The following is a 19,322-nucleotide window of genomic DNA, read 5'->3' on the forward strand; positions in this document are numbered from 1 at the left end:
AAATTATCTCTGTAATATTTTTTAAAACCCATAGTTGACATTTTTACTGAATAAAATTATCCTTTTTGAGGTGACATTTTCACAGACTATTGACACGGATTATATTTTTAACTTACAATTATTGTTACGTTATATGTGTAAATGATTTATGCTTTTCAAATTTGACGTCTTGCTTTAATTTACCGCAAAAATTGTGGTATAATAATTATAAATTCCTTTTTCCATTCTATTTGTCAATTTATGAATCATTTTAGACTATTTTTAAGAGGAGAGGTGATGAAGTAGATGCAGAAAGCAGACAGAAGGGAGATAGCACTAAAACGAGCACAGGAACTCAAAGGAAAAATCAGAGATTATATCGAAGCAAAAGCAAAAATCCCAAAAGGGCTGGAAATGCAAAGCCGGTTTGAAGAGAACAAACGAAAGCTGCTTAAGATATTAAACGCTGCTGAAGATAACTGGAATGATTGGCATTGGCAGCTTAAAAACATGATCAAAGACGTGGACGTTCTAAGCCAATTTATAGAATTGGACGAAGAAGACAAAAGGATATTCAAAAAACTCTCCAGCCTTTACCGATGGGCCGTTTCACCCTATTATGCCAGCCTCATGGATGCCAAGGACCCATTTGACCCAATCAGATTGATGGGCCTTCCCTCGGCAGCTGAGCTGGTCTACGACATCGGAGAGATGGACCCCATGCGCGAAGAGTACACCAATCCTGCCGGCTGCATTACACGGCGTTATCCTGATAGATTGATAATAAACGTCACAAACCGATGTGCTAACTTCTGCCGTTTTTGCCAGCGGCGCCGTAACATCGGGCAGATGGACAGAAATCAGCCCAAATCCGTGATACAGGAATCAATAGAATATATAAAACAAAATCCTGAAATCCGGGATGTTCTAATAACAGGCGGTGATGCCCTGCTGCTTGAAGACCATGAGTTGGAATGGATCATCAGCCAGGTGAGGGCCATACCCCACGTTGAGATAATCCGCATAGGCACCAGAAGCCTTGTAACTTTACCCATGCGAATCACGCCCCAACTGTGTAAAATGCTAAAGAAATATCATCCTATTTATGTAAATACTCATTTTAACCACCCCAAGGAAGTTACGGAGGATGCAAAACGAGCGGCAGAAATGTTAGCCGACAGCGGGATACCCATTGGTAACCAGATGGTACTCCTAAACGGAGTAAACAACGATAAACACGTAGTCATGTGCCTAAATCATGAACTGTTGAAGATACGGATTAAACCCTACTACATCTTCCATCCGAAACAGGTGAGGGGCACCATGCATTTCCAGTGCTCCATCGACGAAGGGATGGAGATCATGGAGTACCTCAGAGGAAATACTTCAGGCCTGGCCATTCCAACCTATATAGTCAACGCCCCCGGCGGTTTGGGGAAAACTCCCATATTGCCCACCTATCTCATCTCACGGGGACCTGGTTATGTAGTATTACGCACATGGGAGGGCGAAATCGTAAAATGTAGAAATTTACCTTCCAAGGACATCAAAACTATTATAAAAGAAAGCAAACAGCAGGGACAAAGCAAAGGAGTAGCCGGCTGATGCCGGTTATTCCGCACTTCTCCGCTGTTTACAGCCTTACTATCTCCATTTTCACGTATGCCATACAATTTATAACTTTAAAAATAAATTATTAAAGCGTACCATATCAACAATAAGTATAAAAATTATATGATTGTTAAAATTTTCGAACATTAGGAAACATAATAGGATGCCATAGCGCTTTTACGGCAAAATCAAAGCTTGAAAAGTTAATTATACACTGTGTTATAAGTAATTGGTACAATAAAATAAAAGCTAGATTGTAACCACAATTTGCACCGCAATTTATATATAAAAGGAATTTTCCCTATTATGCACAACAGCCACATATGGACTTCAAATTTTAAGTATAAAACCAGAAAGGAGCATTAAAATGACAGATTGGCTATCCCAACACAACCTCACCTTAATTGGAATGGTCTCCAGCATAGTGGCCGGATTGGGCACCGGAATAGGAGCCATACCAGTTTTCTTCACGCGAAAGATCTCCGATAAAACCATAAACGGGATGCTGGGATTTGCAGCGGGGGTGATGCTGGCTGCCACATCCTTCAGCCTGGTGGTACCCGCCATAGAAAAGAGCGGCGGAGGCATCAAGGGAGCGGCTACCGCTTTGATAGGCATTATACTGGGCGGCCTGTTCCTGGATTACATAGACAAGGCCCTGCCACACTTTCACACGGTGGCAGGCATGGAGGGCAGGAAAAAAAATTTGAGCCGGATATGGCTGTTCATAATCGCCATCACGATACACAATTTTCCAGAAGGGCTGGCGGTAGGTGCAGGATTTGGCGATTTTGACTATGCCAACGGATTTGCCCTCACCATAGGGATCGGCATACAGAATATGCCTGAAGGATTGGCCGTAGCCATGGCTCTGGCCACCCAGGAAAACTCCTCACTAGGCAAGGCCTTTTGGGTGGCACTTCTGACAGGACTGGTAGAACCCGTAGGCGCAATCGTGGGCTTGGCGCTGACCCAGCTGGCACGGCCCATCTTGCCGCTTACATTGGCATTTGCAGCCGGCGCCATGCTGTTTGTAATCAGCGATGAAATCATACCTGAGACCCACAAGCGAGGTTCACAGAGGATTGCCACGTACGGTGTGCTTATAGGTTTTGCCGTCATGTTGATTTTGGACACTCTTATAGGATAAAGTAGAAGTTGATTTTTTACTTTTGCACTACTAGAGGTGAACCCTGGATGGTGATCGGCGTGTGCAAAATAAACCTCCTCATAGGCGAAGCGTTTTCATTAAAAGAAAAAAGGCGCATACTCAAAAGCCTCATAGAGCGCCTCAAAAGCCGGTTCAACGCCTCAATCGCAGAGATAGGGCTAAATGACAAATGGCAAAGCGCCGTCATCGGTATAGCATGCGTCTCCAACGAAGGAGGGCACATAGACAGCACGCTGGCCAGCATCATAGAATTTGTTGAAAATGACGGCCGGGTCATCATAACTGATTACAACACCGAAAAGATATACGTATAAGTTATTTATCATCTGCCCGCGCCACCACAACGCGGAAACCCTCTACCTTGATCACCCTCACTCTTGTGCCTTTGGGGATAAATTCTCCTTCGGTGACCACATCCACCCTGCGGTCGCCTATCTGGGCCGTTCCAGATGGTCGAAGCATGGACAGAGCAACCCCTTCCATACCCACCAAGCTCTCTTCAGGCTGAACGCTGGTATAGCCCTGCTCCTTGTCCAGCCTGGAATGGAGCAGTAACGTGCGGGATATTTTTCCTCCTTTTGTCGCCGAGCGATAAGCCCATACGAGAAGAGATACGATGACCAACAGCACGGCAGCTATGATGCCCACCAACACAGGCGGTGACACTACGCGGGAGGCAACCACTATACCCAACAGCAGAGATATGATGCCCAGCGTGCCCGCTATGCCAAACCCTGGCACCATAAATTCAATGGCCACCAGTACAGCCCCCAGTATAAATAGCAGCGCCATCAACCATTCCAGGTACTCAAACACCTCTATCAAGGCCATGGCCAACTCCCCTTTTTAAACTCTCTTTTTCAACCCTTTCTCCTCACCGCAATGCTGCAAGGCCGTAACCCTGCTCCCACTCGGCTTTTTACCCTGGTTGCACTCCCACTTTCAGATTTTATCGAAAATTTCTACAGCTGCTGATCAGATGTTTTTCATTATTATGCTCTCGACTATGTCGGCAACATCCTCACACACATCGCAGCAATTTTCGAAACATTCAAACACCTGCGTCCAGGCTATGATTTCTATCGGGTCCTGTGACTCGACATAAAGCCTTCTCAAAGCAGCGGTATACAGCCTATCCCCTTCTTCTTCCATATCATTTAACTCCACGATGTATTTGTGAATAGTGGTAGATTTACGGAAATTCGGAAACTCGAGCATCAATTCCTTTAATGTTGCCGTACACCTTGATATTATCTTTACAAATTCAAAGCTCTCATGCCGTATAGATTTTATATTGTACATGTAAAGGCGCATCAATATCTCTTCAATCGAGTCCACCACGTTGTCAATCTGCTCTACCAGCCGAATTATGTCTTCCCGCTCTATGGGCGGCAAAAATTCCTTAAGCAGATGGCGCATCATCTCGTGCTTTTCAGCATCGGCGGTATGTTCTATGTTGTGAATTTCGGTGATCTTACGTGAAAGCCCTTCAATTTTGTAGTTGTCGATAGTGCTTTGCAGCATTTGAGATGCATCATAAGCATGCTCGGCCATTTTTTTGAATACTTCATAATAGTTGTAACCTTTTCTCCCTAACATCTGGACCTCCTACTTTTTTATATATTTTTTTATTTCATATTTATTCCTGTACTCAGTAAAATGTCCTCGCTCACATCGACATCAAAAGAACGATATGAAGAGCTTGGCCATCAAGAAGCCAATCAGGCCGCAACCCGGAAAGGTTAAAATCCAGGTCAACACCATATCCTGCACCACCGACCAGTTTACCGAAGAGATGCGTTTTGCCGACCCCACACCCATGATAGCCGTGGTCTTGGTATGCGTGGTGCTCACCGGGAAACCTACTAACGAGGATAAAAGAAGGCACACAGCCGCAGCCAAATCAGCCGCAAAGCCCTGATATTTCTCCAGCTTCACCATATCCATACCTACTGATTTAATGATCCTGTAACCTCCCACCGAGGTTCCCAGCGCCATAACAAGGGAACACATCACTATCAGCCATAAGGGGATTTGAAACTGGCCAGCCTCAGCCTGTCCTTTTACCAGGAACATCCCCAGCAAAAATACGCTCATAAACTTTTGCCCATCCTGTGCGCCGTGCATAAATCCCATGGCAGCCGCGCCGAATATCTGAGCATTTCGGAAAAAGCCCAGCGTTTTTCGCCTGTCAACCCTCTTGAATAAAAGCTCCACAAGCTTAACCGTTACAAAACCCAGGATAAATCCCAGAAATGTAGACAGCACAAGGCCGTAAAGGACCTTCACCCACTCAGCGCCGTTTATGCCTGCAAATCCACCTTGAAGCGCTATTGCAGCGCCCGACAGACCGGCTATAAGGGCATGGCTTTCGCTGGTGGGTATCCCAAACCACCAAGCTGCGGTAGCCCACGTCACTATTGCAAACAAAGCGGCGCACAGCGCCACCAGCGCTGTATGGGTATCCCCGCGGAAATCCACCATATTGTATACCGTCATGGCAACAGAATTGTTTATGATGGTCATCACAAACACGCCCAAAAAATTGAATACAGTGGCCAACAGTACCGCCCAGCGCGGGCTCAAAGACCGGGTAGAAATGCAAGTGGCAATAGCATTGGGTGCATCGGTCCAGCCGTTGACCAGTATGACCGACAAGGTCAACAGAGTTGTTACAAAGAGTGCAGGGATTGTAAAGAGCTGCTCTAAAAATTCGACGAATGAAACCGCCATTCTCCTCTTCCTTCCGCTGTATAAATTTTTACAGCCATAAAAACATAATCAATCTACATACAATATCAGCAAATGCTATACATTAACACACACTAAAAGGTACAAGCACAAAATACCCTCATAATAGTATCATATTCTCCTCGGGAGTGCAACAGTTTTAATTTATCCCCAAATTTTAACATAAATCGCGTTTCTAGCCAATGTTAAAAGCCTTGCAGAGTGCATCTACAGGGCTTTCATAAAGCCTTACCTCTATCCTCATCTGGTCATTACCACTACAGGCAAAATGACTGCTGTGGCCACCAGAATTATCATCCCCACCGCCGCCAGTTTATTTTTATCTTCCCAGCAATACTTCGCATAGCTCAGGCTATACCCGCAGCAAATGAGTATAAAAATTGCGATAACGTACCTCATTTGTCCTCCTCTGCATACTTTATTTTAGAGCTATAAATCATAGTACCTGTACGCCTTATCTTGAAATCTACTTCTGTATATATTTTTGCGTCCTTGTAACGGCTATTCCAGTCATAAGCCTCCCATTCCTGTATGGTTGCAAACTTCTTTACAGCGGTATGACCAAAATGAAACACATCGCAGTTAAGCTGCTGTGTCTTCTCTATCGTCTTGTCAAGTTCTCTCTTTATAAACCTCTCAAATGCCCTTTCTATTATCGGCAACATTTCGGGAGTTTCATAGTGAATTCCGCTCTGGATGCTGTGTATATCCCCTTCAAGGTATAGCTTTAATTTAACAAAAGGCTTTTCGCCCTCAAACCACACCTTTACATCAGGCCGTCTTGCCTCCCTCACCTCAAGGTCCACATTGAGCTCCGGGCGTTTGGGGTCCGGAATGGTGTACGTACCTTTCTTGAAATTCCCCTTTGCCATTGCTAACAGCCGACTCTCATGCCCTGTAAGCTTACCCACCATTCTGTCACCGTTAAACACCGCCAAACCCAAAAGCTCAACCTTGCTTCCTTTTTTTCGCGGCACATCCCCTGCATAGTAGTCTCCTGGTATATTGTATTTGGTATCCCATTTAGGCCCTTTTTCTATAAAGTTTTCACCTTTGTTCACCGCCGCCAGGACGGCTATAGGCTGATGGTAAGTGGATGTCATGCAGTCATGCAGGTCATACAAGGTAAGGTCTGCAAACAGCCCCGTCTCCTGAGCCTGTTTTATCAAATTTTCGCACATCCTGGTTATGTCGCTTCCACCAAACGGCTCCAGCAGCTCAACAAACTCGGCTGCGCTTTCCTTTGCTATCAGCAGACGGGTGCTGTACCTGATGGAACTATTCCTGACGATGGGAGCCAGGAATTCCCCCACCAGCCCTGCTTTTGCAATGTCTTCCGAAATAACGATAAACTGGGCATGCATAAAGTTGAGCGTCCTGGGTATGCTTGTATTGGCCAGTTCCAGCGCCGCATTGAAGGAAGGCGCATCAATGGTCAACGTCTTATAGCTCAAACCACCGCCGGGTGATTCGCCACCACTTCCTCCCTGCGCTCCACCGGCCTCAAATGCTGGAAATTTGAAGGTGACCCTGAACTTATCCGATATCCCCCTATCTATGCCTATCAATAAAATATAGGCTGCATCATTGACATCTCTAGCATCATAACAGCCTGTAAGCATAAATAACATCACAAAGAGCAACAACATCGAAAATATCCTCTTCATATTTATGCACCCTTCTTTTTGCTCAATGCTGCCATAGCCAAAGCGATAGCGGGTAACACATAAAATACCACCCATCCAAATTCTCTCAAATATCTTATGTAAAACTGTACCAGTTCCACAATGTTTGAAGGAATCAGAGATAGAGTAAGGAGTATAACCGGAAAAGGAATTATAATGGGCCTTAAATCATCTATTTTGAATAAATGAGAGTATATAAGCAACACCATGTAAAACAGCAAAGGTATGGCTATCAGAGTACTTATATTCCAAATAAAGAGGAACAGCGACTCCACCCTCTGAAAAAACGCTCCATAGTGAATTAGGGAAGCCACCGCATACAACGGCGCAGTAAGCTCCTTGCCAAAAGGATACGTAAAGATCAAAGTTAAGCCCAGCTGCATTATAAACAAAAGGGCAGCTGCAATAATTAGACTTGTATATCCCACCTTCCTTACATCCTCTATCCTGTGCAGCGATTTGGCGAATATGGCAACAAGGGTTATTTCACCGTATATTGAGCTCCTCAAAAATCCCTGGACAAGAGTATTTTTCAACCCATACCCGAGCAGCGGATAAATCCGATAAAACCGAAAGAAGCTCGATGCAAGCAATAACAATATTATAAATCCCGCCAGCATCACATAACCTGCCAGCTTTGAATACCTGGCTATATTCTCCAGCCCTATAAAGCTTAAAATGACCGCAGTTACAATCAGCGAACCTATCAAATAGACTGGCGGGGTTTTGAGAAATACGTATATCTTTATTATTTCAACATACTCTCTTAAATTCATTGCAGCAGAAAACAGCAATACAACAGCCAGAAGAAAAGAAAACACAAAGCCGATATACCTGCCAAACACGGCATCGTATATCTCCATTATATTTTTCCCAGGAAAGCGTTTAAGCAAAAAATACACAACGGTAAAGCCACCGGCTGCAACCGCCGCACTTATCAAAACCATATACCATCCGGCTGTTCCCACTTTTCTCACTATTATGTTGGGGTCAGTGAAAAATTCCTTTGCCATACAGGCGATTACCAGGACAGCAATGGCTTCTTTATTTCCGAATTTACCTTGTTCTACCAATTGTTATTCACCCCTTTTGTGGTACAACCCGCTTCTTCTGCTCACTGTATCCAGATAATTTCCTGTTACCGGCTGTTTGTACAGGGGTTTTCTCACAATTAAATCACTGCTGCGCCTGGTTTTTGGCGTAAAAGGCGCCAAAAACGGCACTCCAAATGACTTCATGCTGCAGGTCAAAGCCAGCAAAATGGTCAAGCCAACTGAAATGCCGTAAAACCCCAGCACAGCACCCATAAAGATGAAGAAAAACCTTATAATCCTTATAGCCATTGCCAGGGAATAATTGGGTATAACGAAATTCCCGATTCCTGTTATTGCTACAATGATGATGAGTATGGGGCTTACAAGTCCTGCCGCAACGGCAGCCTGCCCCAGTATTAACGCCCCTATAATGCCCAGCGTCTGACCTATAAGCCCCGGAACCCTGATACCGCCCTCACGAATCAACTCAAAAGCAACCTCCATAAGCAGAACCTCAACCACAACGGGGAATGGGACGGCTTCCCTCATCTTGAGTATGGACAGCAGCAGAGGAGTGGGAATCATCTCGCTGTGAAACTGCACAAGTGCCATCCAGAGCCCTGGTACCAGCGAAGCAATCAGTACCCCCAAAAATCTGGTAAGCCGGATGAACATCCCATACTGCCATCGGAGCATTGTATCCTCTGAGGAATGTAAAAGGTGAAAGAATGTGACAGGGACCGCTATCACAAAAGGTGAACCCTCACACACTATAACCACCTGCCCCTCCATAATGAAAGAAGCCGCTCTATCGGGCCTTTCGGTGCTTATCACCTGTGGGAAAAGCATAAAAGGATTGTCCTCGAGAAGCTGCTCTAGCATTCCGCTTGATTCCACAAAATCGTATTTTATATTCCTTATACGCCTTTTAACTTCTTTTACCAGTTCAGGATCTGCTGTGTCATCCAAATAAACCAGAGCGCAGTTGATCCTATTTTTGTTGCCCACCGGCAAAATTTCGGTTATCAACTTTTCGCTCTTTATTATTTTCCTCAGCAATGAAAGATTGGTCCTCAAATTCTCGGTAAAACCCTCCTGCGGCCCCCTTATGACGTTCTCGGTCCTGGGAGCCTCAATGCTTCTCTTTTCAAACCCCCGGCTCTCAATCAAAAGGGCCTCGTTGCAGCCATCGATAAATAGCGCAGTTACACCGTTCAAAATTTGAGGAATTATTTTGCTGTACTCTTTGATCCTGCTCACCTGATAGATTGATATCACATTCCTGATTATATAATCCAGGATATCCTCCTGGCTAAAGTCTTTAAAATTCGCGGTATCCATAAGCTGAGGCAGGACAAACTGGTTAATGACCGTCTTGTCCATCATCCCATCCACAAACACCAGGAAAGCCTTGATTCTCTTTGCAACGTTGAACTCCCTGATGACTATATCCTGGTTTTTGGGCACACTAAACTTCTGCTTTACATACTCGATATTGACGGCAATATTTGGAGCTACCATGCCGTTTTTAATTAAAGCAATATCCCTCTCATCGATTCCCGCACCCTGACTGCCCTGTCCTGCACCCTTCTTTTGCCTGTTTCTCCTTCTTATTACAACTGCAGGCCTGCCTGTGCTTGCAGCACCATCTTTCGCCTGCTTGCTCGTATTAGCCGCGCTGCCACTTACCTGATTATTTTCTCTGGTCTGCTGGTCATCTGCCTGCCTTAAAATCTTTTGCCAGTCTATTTCCTCGCTGGTGTTCTCCTGGCTATCATTTCCCTCGGCATTTTCGGAAGATTGACTTTGGTCCTGTGAATATTCTTCTGCTTTGAATTTTTGAGGAGGCTTGTATGTAAAGAGGTCAATAACGGCCTTTAAAATGTTTGGCATACTCATCACACCTTTCAAGCTACCCGCAATAAACCCTAAAGTTATTATGGCGTACCAAAAAATATTTATGCTTGTATTCCCAGGGCAAACTTTAAGGTGAGCGTAAAGAGGTGAATAAATGCAGTGACACAACGTTGTTTTGTAAAAACAAAAAACCTTCGGAATTTTCCGAAGGTTTAGATTTCGCTGGTGGGACCTACTGGACTCGAACCAGTGGCCTCCACAATGTGAGTGTGGCGCTCTCCCAGCTGAGGTAGTTTTGCATCCCAATTCCTTTGAGTAATTGTGCAATATGAAGTTTAAACTTAATCTCGATTCCATCTTTACCCACTTCAACTCTATCAAGAATCTGACTTAACATCATTTTTTTCTCTTCTATTTCTGCCTTTTCATACATTTCCCACCAAAGAGGAATAGTTTGTTTAAGCATTTTTAGGTTGTTAATTTTTTCCTTATCTTCATTTACAATTTTGGTTAATTGCTCTATTTTTTCATTGATTTCTTGAATTTCTTTTTCTTTGTTTTGAATAGCTTGGGCAAGTGTTTCTGGCTTAAAAGGACTTTCCCCCAAAATACTTTTACTGATTTCCTTGTTGAGAGTATCTAACTCTATATAATTTTTTTCGTTGCGTTTTTGTAATTGCTTCAATTCTTTTAAACTGGCGTTTTCTAATTCTTGTATCCTTTTTTGAATTTCTGTTTCAAAATCGGCTTTTTGCAATCCATCAATAAACATTTTTAGTGCTTTATTAAAACTTTCTTCTACTTTCTTCTGTCCATAAGTGTGTTGTCCATCACAATGCTTTTTTGAATTAAATTTCCCATCACATCTATATTTACCCTCAAACCTCTCGTGTATTGTACCATCTTTACGGACGTATTTTTTATGAACGTAAGAGGTAAACAACGGACTACCGCAATGTTTACAATAAATAAATCCCACTAGCAATAAAGGACTTTTGGTACTCACGGGAAATTTTATATCTTTGTCCGTGTCTCGACTCTCCCTGATTTGTTTAACTCTATACCATTCTTCTTCGGAAATAATTACCAATTCATCAATTGGTGTTTCGGATAATATCCAGTTATCAAATGGTTGTCTTGCTTTTTTGCTAGTTTCAGTAGATTTATGTTTGCCATACACCATGTATCCCATATAAATCGGATTTCGCAACATAAAGTCAATTACTGTAGCTCTCCATAATTTCCCTGTTCTAGTAGGAATACCTTTTTCATTTAAATACTGTGCAATCCTATGAGCACCGTATCCTTTAGTTAATACTAAATCAAAAATCAACCTAACAATTTTAGCTTCTTCTTCATTTATAGCTAATTTTTTCAACTCTTTCCCTTTTTTGTTAAATACTCCTGAAGGGACAAGCTTATATCCATAAGGACAACCCCCACCACGATATAATCCTTCTTTTACCATTTGTTTATGTCGATTATCCACCCTGATTGAAGTTTTATAACTCTCACCCGCTGATTGCCAAAATCTTAAATAATTCAGAAGTTTATCAATATGGTCATTAAAACGCTGTTGTCCCTCTTGTGTTGACCATACCTCTATTCCCTGTTTAACAAACCATTCTACGATAAAGGGTGTTTCGTCGTCACGTCTACCCAACCTATCAAACATAAAAACAAGTAAAACATCGAATTCTTTTTTAAGTGCATCCTCTTTTATCTGTTGTAAAACATCTCGTTCGTCCGCTGATAATTTATAACCTGACACCCCTCTTTCGTAATACTCCCTTACTAGTACCCAGTTTGGCTGATTAGCAATAAATTCTCTACAAGCCATTCTTTGTAAGGGAATATCGTTTTTATCAACTTGTCCCTTTGTAGATACACGGTATAAACAAGCTACCCTCTTAACCTTTTTTTCGTTTAGCATTGACATTTTTTCTTCCTCCTGCTGAGATAATTTTACATCCCACCTAATCATATTACAAATTACAAGCTATGTCAAGCACCTGATTTATATACTTTTTTCCCAATATCCTTGTAACAAATTTCTCCGCTTCTTTGTTATATTTATTAATGGTGTATACCGTAACCCACCACTTATATTTTTTATCATAAGTCCTTAAAATTGCCGTATTGTCATCAAAAACAGTTAAATTCCATTTATTACCATTACGTTCAAACTCTGTTTGAAATTTAATGTTTTTTATGTCAATCCCTCCAATCATTTTTTTTATAAATAAAAAAGCTACAAAGCGCAAAAACTGCGCTCTGTAGCTTTTTTATTTGTACTGTTAAAACCCCTTGCTTACTCCCAATGATAACCCCGATTTCCTCAACATCGTTTCAAACATGCTTTCCACTTCGGCTCGTATTTGCCTTGCTAAAGCATCAACATGTTGCTCGTTTTCGATGCGTTCCACTTTGATGTTGATGTTGACGTTACCCAGTTTCACGTTTTGGTTGACGTTTTGCGTTGTTTTCACGGTTGTAGTCGGTATTGCTGCTGCATAAGCTACCGTGTTGGGTATTTCTAAACGGGGAATTGTGTCGATAAGCGTTTCTCTAAACAAATCACGTATATCCTCTAACGCTCCCACTACTTCGGGACGCTTTTCGGCCACACCGATTACAGTAGGTTCGTAGAAGATACCGCCTTTATCATACCACTCTACTGAGATTCTTGGTACGCTCGGGGGATTGAGAGAAAAGCTACCTGTAATTTTGAAGTGCGGGAGCTTTATCTTGGGTAGTTTGATCTCTGGTAATTTTAGGTTAGCAAACCAATTTTTAATTGTGTTGATTATATCCCAAATCGTATTTTTTGCTGCTATAAAGGGTCTTAAAATAGCTTCTTTTATCTTGTTCCACACCGTTGATGTTATATTTTTGATGCTGCTAAAAGCATTAGATATGCCTGTTCTAAGTGAATCTACTGCTGTGCTAACTGCGTTTTTAATACCGTTCCAAATGTTGGATGTAGTAGTTTGAATACTATTCCATATATTAGCAACACTCATCTTGAGGGAGTCAACTTGTGCTATTACTGCACTCTTGATGTTGTTCCATGTAGTAGATGCAGCATTTTTGATATTGTTCCAAATATTGGATATGCTCATCTGAAGTGCATTCATCTGCGCACTCACAGATTCTTTTATGCCGTTCCATATGTTGGATGCTGTATTCTTTATGCCATTCCAAATATTCCCAAGTATCATGCCCAATGATGTAAATACACCGCTGACAACACTCTTTATGCCTTCACCTAAATTACTAAACATATTTTGTAGAGAAGTCCATAAATTTTCCCAATCGCCCTTGAGTAATGCACTAAATGCCCTAAACAAATCCTGTATTCCACTCAAAAAGGGTTGAACTGCGCCAATGATACCATTCAAGATTGGCATAATATATGGTTGCAATGCACTCCAAATCTGCTCCCACGTTTGCTTAAGAGTTCCTAATGTGTTAAAAATTTCCTGAAAAATAGGTTGCAGTAGAGGTAATACGTTTTGCTGTATCCAGCCAATTGCTTCACCAATCACATTTATCACACCATCGATAAATCCTGATATTTCTGGCATGTGTTGGGATACCCAACTCATCAACTCGTTCAAAATCGGCATTAATTTTCCACCAATCTCAATTAAAACACCCGAAAATTGCTTTTTAAGTAATTCAAGCTGCACGTTGAAATTTTGGTCGAATGCCTGACTAGCTTGGGTAACTGTACCCTGCGCTTCTTCCATGGTGATAATGAAGTCATCAAGGTTTTTTGTCCCGTCAAGTAAGTTAGCCATCGCCACGCCTGCACGAGCTCCGAATAACTCTACCGCTTTTTGAGTTCGTTTTGTAGGGTCTTCGATTTTCTGGATGTCTTCAAGCATTTTTCTAAACTCAGCAGGAGATTTCACCTGCCTTGCAGCATAATTCAACGCTGTAACTGCACTGTTAGCATCAAGTCCACTTTCTGCCATCGCATTTAGCAAACCATTGGTCTCTTCAAATGACAAGCCAAGTGCCTTGCTGGCTGGAGCTAACTGTTGCATTGCTTTCTGTATTTCTGCTACGTCAGTACCAAATTGTTCACTTGATGCTTTGAACATATCCAAAGCACCTACCATCTCATCGAGCGAAAGACCCCATGCGTCGGCGATGTCATCGATAGCACTGATTACATCAGTATTAGCTTGCCCTGTCGTTTTAGCGTAGTCCATGAATGCTTGTTGTGTACGCTTTATTTCATCCGTCGTAAGTCCCATCGCTTGCTTCATGGCTGTGGAGGTAGCAATGATATCTTCCATGCTGTCAGTGTTTACTTTGTATAATTCCAACGCTAAATTTTTTATTTCTTCAACCTCTTTCCCTGTTGCTCCTGTTGTTGCTTGAAATTGTGCTAAGCTCTGCTCCATATCAGCAAAACCTTGGATGCCATCATAAACCATTTTACCGATGCCCGCTGCTACCCCTGCGAAAGCACCAGCTAAGCTAACTTTTAGAAAAGTAGACAATTTATTGCCTTTTTGCTCAACATTATCCATACTTTTGTCGATTTCCTGCATCGATTCGTTGAATTGCTTAGCATCAGCAACCACATTCCATTGATAAGTACCTAGGTCAATGAGTGCCATTTAATCACCACCTTATCAAAAAAAATAAAGCAAGATAGCTTAAAAAACGCTATCTTGCTTTATAACTCTGCAATTTTCTTAATTTATTGAGTTCTGGCTCAGTATTTTTGAGTTTTTCGTATCGTTTTAACTCTTTTGCGTATTCTTCATTTTGCATTAAGTTAAACATCACAAATTGCTTAAGTAAAGCAAAAAAAGTGTAGTAGGGTAATTCTAGCACTTCATTATATGTCATATTACTTTCACGCATCAAAAAAGCAATACTTTGCATAACATCAATTTGCCCCGAATCGGCTATTTTGTATTTTGTGCCGATTCGGGGGATTTGAAATTTTCGTTCTGCAAAATGGATTGAATGTGTTTGAGGGTTTCTCTGATAATAATCTGCAGGAATAAGACGTTATCAAAACGTTGTTTAACGTAATTGATGTCGATATTCTTCTCTTTATCGAGAGATAGGATATCAGCCACAATCTGCTGCGTAAACTCAAGTGATTCTTTTTCATCTTGGATGTCGTTGATTTTTTGCATATAATCAAGCATTTTGAGATAAAGTTTAGTGCTAATTTCGCCTGGAATATTATAGATAATATTTTTGTCATACGGGTCGATAAACTGTAACCCTTCCTGTATAAATGCACTTAAATCAATGACTTTTGCCATACTCTTTTTTACCTCCTAATCAATTTTTTTTGCATAAAATAAAGAGGGTAGAAGTTATCTACCCTCTTAAGATTGCGGGAAGGTTTCGATGATTTCAAGGAAATTGTTATCCAAGAAGTCGGCACCACGTTTCGGCATAGCTATAAAGCTGTAGTCTACTACGGTAGGATCTTCTTTTGCGAATTCAAGCGCAAGATTGCCTTCTGGCTGCGCTCTGTAGATATTTATTATTAGCTCTCCACCATCTTTCTTTTGATGTACAAACCTCAAGTAAACCTCTGGGAATTTCTGCATAGCTCCAATAACGGTTTTCTTTTCGCCTGTCGTCGGATTGGTTGTTGTCTGCATATCGAGTAAGAATTTGAGATTATCAAGATTCCATGTCATTACGCCCGTTTTGAAAGTAACGGTTGTTTTAACAGGTATTCTAGCTATCACGCCCATATTGGCGCTTTCTATTTCTGTTGCATCGGTTTCGATTTCAAGCGTTGCACCGCTTTCGATAGCACCAACGTTAACCAAAGCGGCTTCCTCTTCGGGAGTAAGATTGGATAAATCAGCAATATTATCGCAAAGCCCAAGATACAATTGTCCTGAACCTAATATTATGTTATCAAACTTATCTGCCATATTGATTCACCCTTTCCTTTTAATGAGTTTTAACGAGGAAATAGAGAATGATATGGTAATTGCTTGTGTCGGGATTCTTTATCATCCCACCACCGTTGAGAAGTTTAATATAGCGAATATTATCAAGATTGATTGCTTGCATATCATCAAGTAAGGTTATCAATCTATTTTGTAGCTGCAATAGTTTTAATATGTCTTTACCAATTAGGTTAAACTCCAATTGGTAATCCTTAATTAAGCCACCAGCTAAAGGTTTGTATTTGTAAATTATATAATTTTCTGCGTTTATCTGCTCTGGTTTTTCAATCAAATAGATGTGTTCACCGTTCAATAGCTGTGTAATCTCTGTATCCTGCAATAACAATGCTCTAATCTCCTTCATTTTTAAGCACCTCAGCTATTTTTCTTCGCATATTTTCAAGATTCATATCAACTGCTGGCTCAAGGTAAGGTTTTTTTAACTCTGCAAAATAAGCATATTCGATTGCGCTTCCCACGGCTCCAAATACTTTGTCGCCTTCTGTTCGCTGCTGATGAGTAATACTGCGCCTTAGCGTGCCCGTACGCACTGGCGAAAGCATCTTTGCGTCTGCTTCTACCATTAGCAATATTTCTTCCATTGCTCTTTCTATCTTTGCTAGGTTGTTTTTGAGTGCTTCATCGATTTTTTTGTTATTCGGCATAAAGCATCACTTCCATGTAGTCATCCCACTCAATAACCCGTGTAATCACGTATTTTTCGCCTTGATATAAGCATTTTACACCTGTTTTTATGTCGTCGTCTTTATCACAAAAAACACGCTTTGTAACTTTATCGTTAAAACCATAATCCCGATATAATCTTTCCGTCGAATACGGTTGCACATCGCATTTTATTGATTTTTTGATTTCTTCGCCTGCTTCGTGATATATACCGTAATCATCAACATACCCAGGTACTTCTTCTAAAAGATATATTTTTTTGTTATAAAACATCTACACCACCCTCACTTTAGGGAGGGGGAGTATAGCTTTAATAAAATCGGGAATTTCTTTCGCAAACGATACACTTCTTGCACCTTGTGAAACGCTGTTATAAGCGTCGTTACCGTGTTTCGAATATAGATAAGCTGCTAACAACACGATGGCATTATCGAATGTGCTATCTAGCTCATCTATGTTACAATACTGTTTGATTATATCCTGCGCCATACCAATGAGTAACGTCAATAAATTATCTTTTGATATATCGCTTTCGTCGATTTCAAGATATAGTTTCAGGTTTTGGAGTAACATTTTTTACACCCCTATTCTTTTGAGTGCTTTAAGTAAATCTTTTTTCGTCATTTGATACGTGTTAATACCTTTTTCGGATGCTAAATGCTTTAACTCGTTAAATGATAGTTTTTTTAAATCAATTTTTTCTTGTTTTTGTTCCTGCTGGTCTTGTTGTTGCTCTTGTACTTCTTCATAATCATCGCTTGCTAATAATCGTTTTATCATCTTTTCATCGATTATTTCCCAAATCATTCCAGTTCTTTTATTCCGTATCCACATCTATGCCATCACCTCATACTAGATAATAAAGAAAAAGAGGGAGTAACTACCTTATGTAATTACTCCCTCAATCCATCGATTACGCTTTTGCAGCAGTCAAAACAGCTATCCCTTTTGGCTTGATAACCTTAGCGCCAAACAAGTACAAGCCCTTAACCGCATCTGCGAAAAACTGTTCGGGACGGAATGCCTCAACCTTGTTAATCTGTCCTGCAAAAGCAATAGCACCACGATAACCAGCCATTATCTTATACTTGCCATTCACAACAGGGACGTTGTTGCTCTTGTATACGGCCATACCGCTTATCTCGCCCACGTAACCCGTTCTTAACACATCTGGCTGATATGCAAATCTATCATCTTTGAGCAACAACCCATACACCCAAGCTGGCACCACAACAAACCTATCCAAGTCAGGCACATTGGCTTCATCAAGTAGTATGCTCAAATCAACGAGGTAGTCAAACACATTTGTCTTATCCAGTACAACGGGAGTAGTGTCATCACCTATTGTGTTAGTAGGGTCAACTTCTACATACAAGCTAGCAATATACTGGTCGGCAGCATTAGCTAAACCATGAGCTGCGTCTCTCATTGCAGCATCCATAATATCGGCGTTAGCTTGTGCCTTATCGATGTCGTCTACTCTAAAATTGAAGAATTTAGCTTGGTCGATTACAAGGGAAACAGAAGAATCAGTAAGCTCTTCGGGAATTCCCATTCCCGTGGACTTGTTGTAATCACCTATGGTGATTTCGCCAATAGAATTGATTTTTACAGTTTGCCCCTGGTCTGTTATGTCTCCTTCATAGTCGGTGTTTACGCAATTCCCGTAGACAAGCTGCTTCTTCAAATTTTCATTAATCCTTGCGCTCCAAACAGTCGAAAGAAAATTGGTAATAGCCATAATCACATCATCCTTTCTCTAAATTTTTTAAAGTTTGATAATTTAAAACAAAAAACACTACCTCGATTGCTTCAGTAGTGTCTTAATTACATCCCAGTTTTTGTTGATTTCGTCTGGAGTCATCTTTTTGATATCTTCTAAAGTTAGTTTGTTGCTATCTTTATTCTTCGGAGGGATATACCCCTCTTTCAACCTTGCTTCCACTGCTTTCTGTACTTCGGCATTAAAGATTTTCATGAATTCCTTTGTTTTTTCGGCAATTTCGTCGATATCTTCGCCATGGATGTAATCGACAAAATCGAGAGGAATATTGTTATTTTTGAAGTATTCGATTTTCTGTAGTTTTAGTTCTCGCTCTCGTAATTCTTTTTCCTTCTGTGCTAACAGCTCCTCTGCTGTCATTGTGGCTTTTTGTTTCTCTTCTTCAAGTTTTTGTTTCCATTTTTTGTCATTGGTCTTGAGTGCTTGAGCAATACGTTTGTCAAGTTCACTCTGAAATAAACGCTTAAATTGCTCATTTTTAAATAATTTTTCGATATCAATATCGTTGTCAGTATCAGCATCGTTATCCTGATTCTGGTTATCCTGCACATCATCGGCAGAATCCCCAGTATCGGCAAATAACTGCAAATCAAACAAGAATTTTTCTTTATCTAGCATAACTTCAACCTCCTATTGTGATGATTTTAGGGTATGTTCTGCAATAGCAAAACACACCGAGCAGTTTATTGACTTGCTCAGGTCAATATAAAAAACCCCTCAACGCTATCACGTCAAGGGACTTTCCAAAATAGCCCTAATTCGCTAAATTTTGCCTTAAAATTAATCAAAATGAAAGGGTAATACTTTTATATTTACCCATCA

Annotated in this window: 23 protein-coding genes; 3 read left to right on the forward strand and 20 right to left on the reverse strand. The window is 41.2% G+C overall.

The window, feature by feature from the left end:
* The first annotated feature begins 285 nt into the window (after positions 1 to 285).
* From eam to BM241_RS07875, 3 genes are all read left to right on the forward strand, one after another.
* Positions 286 to 1,584, forward strand: coding sequence for a glutamate 2,3-aminomutase (gene eam, locus BM241_RS07865; protein ID WP_092282444.1), 1,299 nt, complete (start codon positions 286 to 288; stop codon positions 1,582 to 1,584).
* Positions 1,585 to 1,957: 373 nt separating this feature from the next.
* Entirely contained in the window at positions 1,958 to 2,740 is a 783-nt protein-coding gene (locus tag BM241_RS07870; protein ID WP_092282445.1) for a ZIP family metal transporter, read from the forward strand.
* A 47-nt stretch (positions 2,741 to 2,787) separates the two neighbouring features.
* Entirely contained in the window at positions 2,788 to 3,075 is a 288-nt protein-coding gene (locus BM241_RS07875; protein ID WP_025748279.1) for a DUF503 domain-containing protein, read from the forward strand.
* 1 nt (position 3,076) lies between these two features.
* Here BM241_RS07875 and BM241_RS07880 read toward each other — a convergent pair whose 3' ends face one another.
* The 20 genes from BM241_RS07880 to BM241_RS07970 form a co-directional block, all read right to left on the reverse strand.
* A complete protein-coding gene (locus tag BM241_RS07880) occupies positions 3,077 to 3,592 on the reverse strand; it encodes an NfeD family protein (protein ID WP_035147211.1) in 516 nt (171 codons plus the stop codon).
* A 144-nt stretch (positions 3,593 to 3,736) separates the two neighbouring features.
* Positions 3,737 to 4,360: a DUF47 domain-containing protein gene (locus tag BM241_RS07885; RefSeq protein WP_025748281.1), complete on the reverse strand. Its 624-nt coding sequence runs from the start codon at positions 4,358 to 4,360 to the stop codon at positions 3,737 to 3,739.
* An 81-nt stretch (positions 4,361 to 4,441) separates the two neighbouring features.
* Positions 4,442 to 5,494: an inorganic phosphate transporter gene (locus tag BM241_RS07890; protein WP_025748282.1), complete on the reverse strand. Its 1,053-nt coding sequence runs from the start codon at positions 5,492 to 5,494 to the stop codon at positions 4,442 to 4,444.
* A gap of 258 nt (positions 5,495 to 5,752) precedes the next feature.
* Entirely contained in the window at positions 5,753 to 5,911 is a 159-nt protein-coding gene (locus tag BM241_RS12465) for a hypothetical protein (protein ID WP_156925124.1), read from the reverse strand.
* Positions 5,908 to 7,179, reverse strand: coding sequence for a Ger(x)C family spore germination protein (locus tag BM241_RS07895; RefSeq protein ID WP_025748283.1), 1,272 nt, complete (start codon positions 7,177 to 7,179; stop codon positions 5,908 to 5,910). The genes BM241_RS12465 and BM241_RS07895 overlap by 4 nt, the downstream gene beginning before the upstream one ends.
* A 2-nt stretch (positions 7,180 to 7,181) precedes the next feature.
* Entirely contained in the window at positions 7,182 to 8,270 is a 1,089-nt protein-coding gene (locus tag BM241_RS07900; protein WP_025748284.1) for a GerAB/ArcD/ProY family transporter, read from the reverse strand.
* A 3-nt stretch (positions 8,271 to 8,273) separates the two neighbouring features.
* Positions 8,274 to 10,124, reverse strand: coding sequence for a spore germination protein (locus BM241_RS07905; RefSeq protein WP_025748285.1), 1,851 nt, complete (start codon positions 10,122 to 10,124; stop codon positions 8,274 to 8,276).
* Between the two features lie 196 nt (positions 10,125 to 10,320).
* On the reverse strand, positions 10,321 to 12,027 hold the full coding sequence (locus tag BM241_RS07910; RefSeq protein WP_177206126.1) for a recombinase family protein: 1,707 nt from the start codon (positions 12,025 to 12,027) through the stop codon (positions 10,321 to 10,323).
* 46 nt (positions 12,028 to 12,073) lie between these two features.
* Entirely contained in the window at positions 12,074 to 12,352 is a 279-nt protein-coding gene (locus tag BM241_RS07915) for a hypothetical protein (RefSeq protein WP_092282447.1), read from the reverse strand.
* A gap of 33 nt (positions 12,353 to 12,385) precedes the next feature.
* The gene (locus tag BM241_RS07920; protein WP_092282448.1) at positions 12,386 to 14,722 is read right to left on the reverse strand and encodes a phage tail tape measure protein; all 2,337 of its coding nucleotides are present in this window, start codon (positions 14,720 to 14,722) and stop codon (positions 12,386 to 12,388) included.
* Positions 14,723 to 14,771: 49 nt separating this feature from the next.
* Complete coding sequence (locus BM241_RS07925; protein ID WP_092282449.1) at positions 14,772 to 14,993, reverse strand: hypothetical protein; 222 nt, start codon at positions 14,991 to 14,993, stop codon at positions 14,772 to 14,774.
* Between the two features lie 23 nt (positions 14,994 to 15,016).
* Positions 15,017 to 15,385 (reverse strand): hypothetical protein, encoded by a 369-nt coding sequence (locus BM241_RS07930; RefSeq protein ID WP_092282450.1) that lies wholly within the window; start codon positions 15,383 to 15,385, stop codon positions 15,017 to 15,019.
* A 66-nt stretch (positions 15,386 to 15,451) separates the two neighbouring features.
* On the reverse strand, positions 15,452 to 16,015 hold the full coding sequence (locus tag BM241_RS07935) for a hypothetical protein (protein WP_092282451.1): 564 nt from the start codon (positions 16,013 to 16,015) through the stop codon (positions 15,452 to 15,454).
* A gap of 19 nt (positions 16,016 to 16,034) precedes the next feature.
* A complete protein-coding gene (locus tag BM241_RS07940; protein WP_092282452.1) occupies positions 16,035 to 16,397 on the reverse strand; it encodes a hypothetical protein in 363 nt (120 codons plus the stop codon).
* Positions 16,384 to 16,698: an HK97 gp10 family phage protein gene (locus tag BM241_RS07945; RefSeq protein WP_092282453.1), complete on the reverse strand. Its 315-nt coding sequence runs from the start codon at positions 16,696 to 16,698 to the stop codon at positions 16,384 to 16,386. The genes BM241_RS07940 and BM241_RS07945 overlap by 14 nt, the downstream gene beginning before the upstream one ends.
* Positions 16,688 to 16,990 (reverse strand): phage head completion protein, encoded by a 303-nt coding sequence (locus BM241_RS07950; protein ID WP_092282454.1) that lies wholly within the window; start codon positions 16,988 to 16,990, stop codon positions 16,688 to 16,690. The genes BM241_RS07945 and BM241_RS07950 overlap by 11 nt, the downstream gene beginning before the upstream one ends.
* On the reverse strand, positions 16,991 to 17,290 hold the full coding sequence (locus BM241_RS07955; protein WP_092282455.1) for a head-tail connector protein: 300 nt from the start codon (positions 17,288 to 17,290) through the stop codon (positions 16,991 to 16,993).
* Positions 17,291 to 17,293: 3 nt separating this feature from the next.
* Positions 17,294 to 17,551 (reverse strand): Rho termination factor N-terminal domain-containing protein, encoded by a 258-nt coding sequence (locus BM241_RS07960; protein ID WP_092282456.1) that lies wholly within the window; start codon positions 17,549 to 17,551, stop codon positions 17,294 to 17,296.
* Between the two features lie 79 nt (positions 17,552 to 17,630).
* Entirely contained in the window at positions 17,631 to 18,458 is an 828-nt protein-coding gene (locus tag BM241_RS07965) for a major capsid protein (RefSeq protein ID WP_092282457.1), read from the reverse strand.
* Positions 18,459 to 18,515: 57 nt separating this feature from the next.
* Complete coding sequence (locus BM241_RS07970) at positions 18,516 to 19,118, reverse strand: capsid assembly scaffolding protein Gp46 family protein (protein ID WP_092282458.1); 603 nt, start codon at positions 19,116 to 19,118, stop codon at positions 18,516 to 18,518.
* Positions 19,119 to 19,322 lie beyond the last annotated feature (204 nt).

Source organism: Caldicoprobacter faecalis (assembly GCF_900115765.1).
In the GTDB taxonomy this organism is placed as follows: domain Bacteria; phylum Bacillota; class Clostridia; order Caldicoprobacterales; family Caldicoprobacteraceae; genus Caldicoprobacter; species Caldicoprobacter oshimai.

Coding starts and splice junctions, on each gene's coding strand:
- eam (WP_092282444.1), top strand. CDS start 286: ATGCAGAAAGCAGACAGAAGGGAGATAGCACTAAAACGAGCACAGGAA.
- BM241_RS07870 (WP_092282445.1), top strand. CDS start 1,958: ATGACAGATTGGCTATCCCAACACAACCTCACCTTAATTGGAATGGTC.
- BM241_RS07875 (WP_025748279.1), top strand. CDS start 2,788: ATGGTGATCGGCGTGTGCAAAATAAACCTCCTCATAGGCGAAGCGTTT.
- BM241_RS07880 (WP_035147211.1), bottom strand. CDS start 3,592: ATGGCCTTGATAGAGGTGTTTGAGTACCTGGAATGGTTGATGGCGCTG.
- BM241_RS07885 (WP_025748281.1), bottom strand. CDS start 4,360: ATGTTAGGGAGAAAAGGTTACAACTATTATGAAGTATTCAAAAAAATG.
- BM241_RS07890 (WP_025748282.1), bottom strand. CDS start 5,494: ATGGCGGTTTCATTCGTCGAATTTTTAGAGCAGCTCTTTACAATCCCT.
- BM241_RS12465 (WP_156925124.1), bottom strand. CDS start 5,911: ATGAGGTACGTTATCGCAATTTTTATACTCATTTGCTGCGGGTATAGC.
- BM241_RS07895 (WP_025748283.1), bottom strand. CDS start 7,179: ATGAAGAGGATATTTTCGATGTTGTTGCTCTTTGTGATGTTATTTATG.
- BM241_RS07905 (WP_025748285.1), bottom strand. CDS start 10,124: ATGCCAAACATTTTAAAGGCCGTTATTGACCTCTTTACATACAAGCCT.
- BM241_RS07910 (WP_177206126.1), bottom strand. CDS start 12,027: ATGTCAATGCTAAACGAAAAAAAGGTTAAGAGGGTAGCTTGTTTATAC.
- BM241_RS07920 (WP_092282448.1), bottom strand. CDS start 14,722: ATGGCACTCATTGACCTAGGTACTTATCAATGGAATGTGGTTGCTGAT.
- BM241_RS07925 (WP_092282449.1), bottom strand. CDS start 14,993: ATGCAAAGTATTGCTTTTTTGATGCGTGAAAGTAATATGACATATAAT.
- BM241_RS07930 (WP_092282450.1), bottom strand. CDS start 15,385: ATGGCAAAAGTCATTGATTTAAGTGCATTTATACAGGAAGGGTTACAG.
- BM241_RS07935 (WP_092282451.1), bottom strand. CDS start 16,015: ATGGCAGATAAGTTTGATAACATAATATTAGGTTCAGGACAATTGTAT.
- BM241_RS07940 (WP_092282452.1), bottom strand. CDS start 16,397: ATGAAGGAGATTAGAGCATTGTTATTGCAGGATACAGAGATTACACAG.
- BM241_RS07945 (WP_092282453.1), bottom strand. CDS start 16,698: ATGCCGAATAACAAAAAAATCGATGAAGCACTCAAAAACAACCTAGCA.
- BM241_RS07950 (WP_092282454.1), bottom strand. CDS start 16,990: ATGTTTTATAACAAAAAAATATATCTTTTAGAAGAAGTACCTGGGTAT.
- BM241_RS07955 (WP_092282455.1), bottom strand. CDS start 17,290: ATGTTACTCCAAAACCTGAAACTATATCTTGAAATCGACGAAAGCGAT.
- BM241_RS07960 (WP_092282456.1), bottom strand. CDS start 17,551: ATGTGGATACGGAATAAAAGAACTGGAATGATTTGGGAAATAATCGAT.
- BM241_RS07965 (WP_092282457.1), bottom strand. CDS start 18,458: ATGGCTATTACCAATTTTCTTTCGACTGTTTGGAGCGCAAGGATTAAT.
- BM241_RS07970 (WP_092282458.1), bottom strand. CDS start 19,118: ATGCTAGATAAAGAAAAATTCTTGTTTGATTTGCAGTTATTTGCCGAT.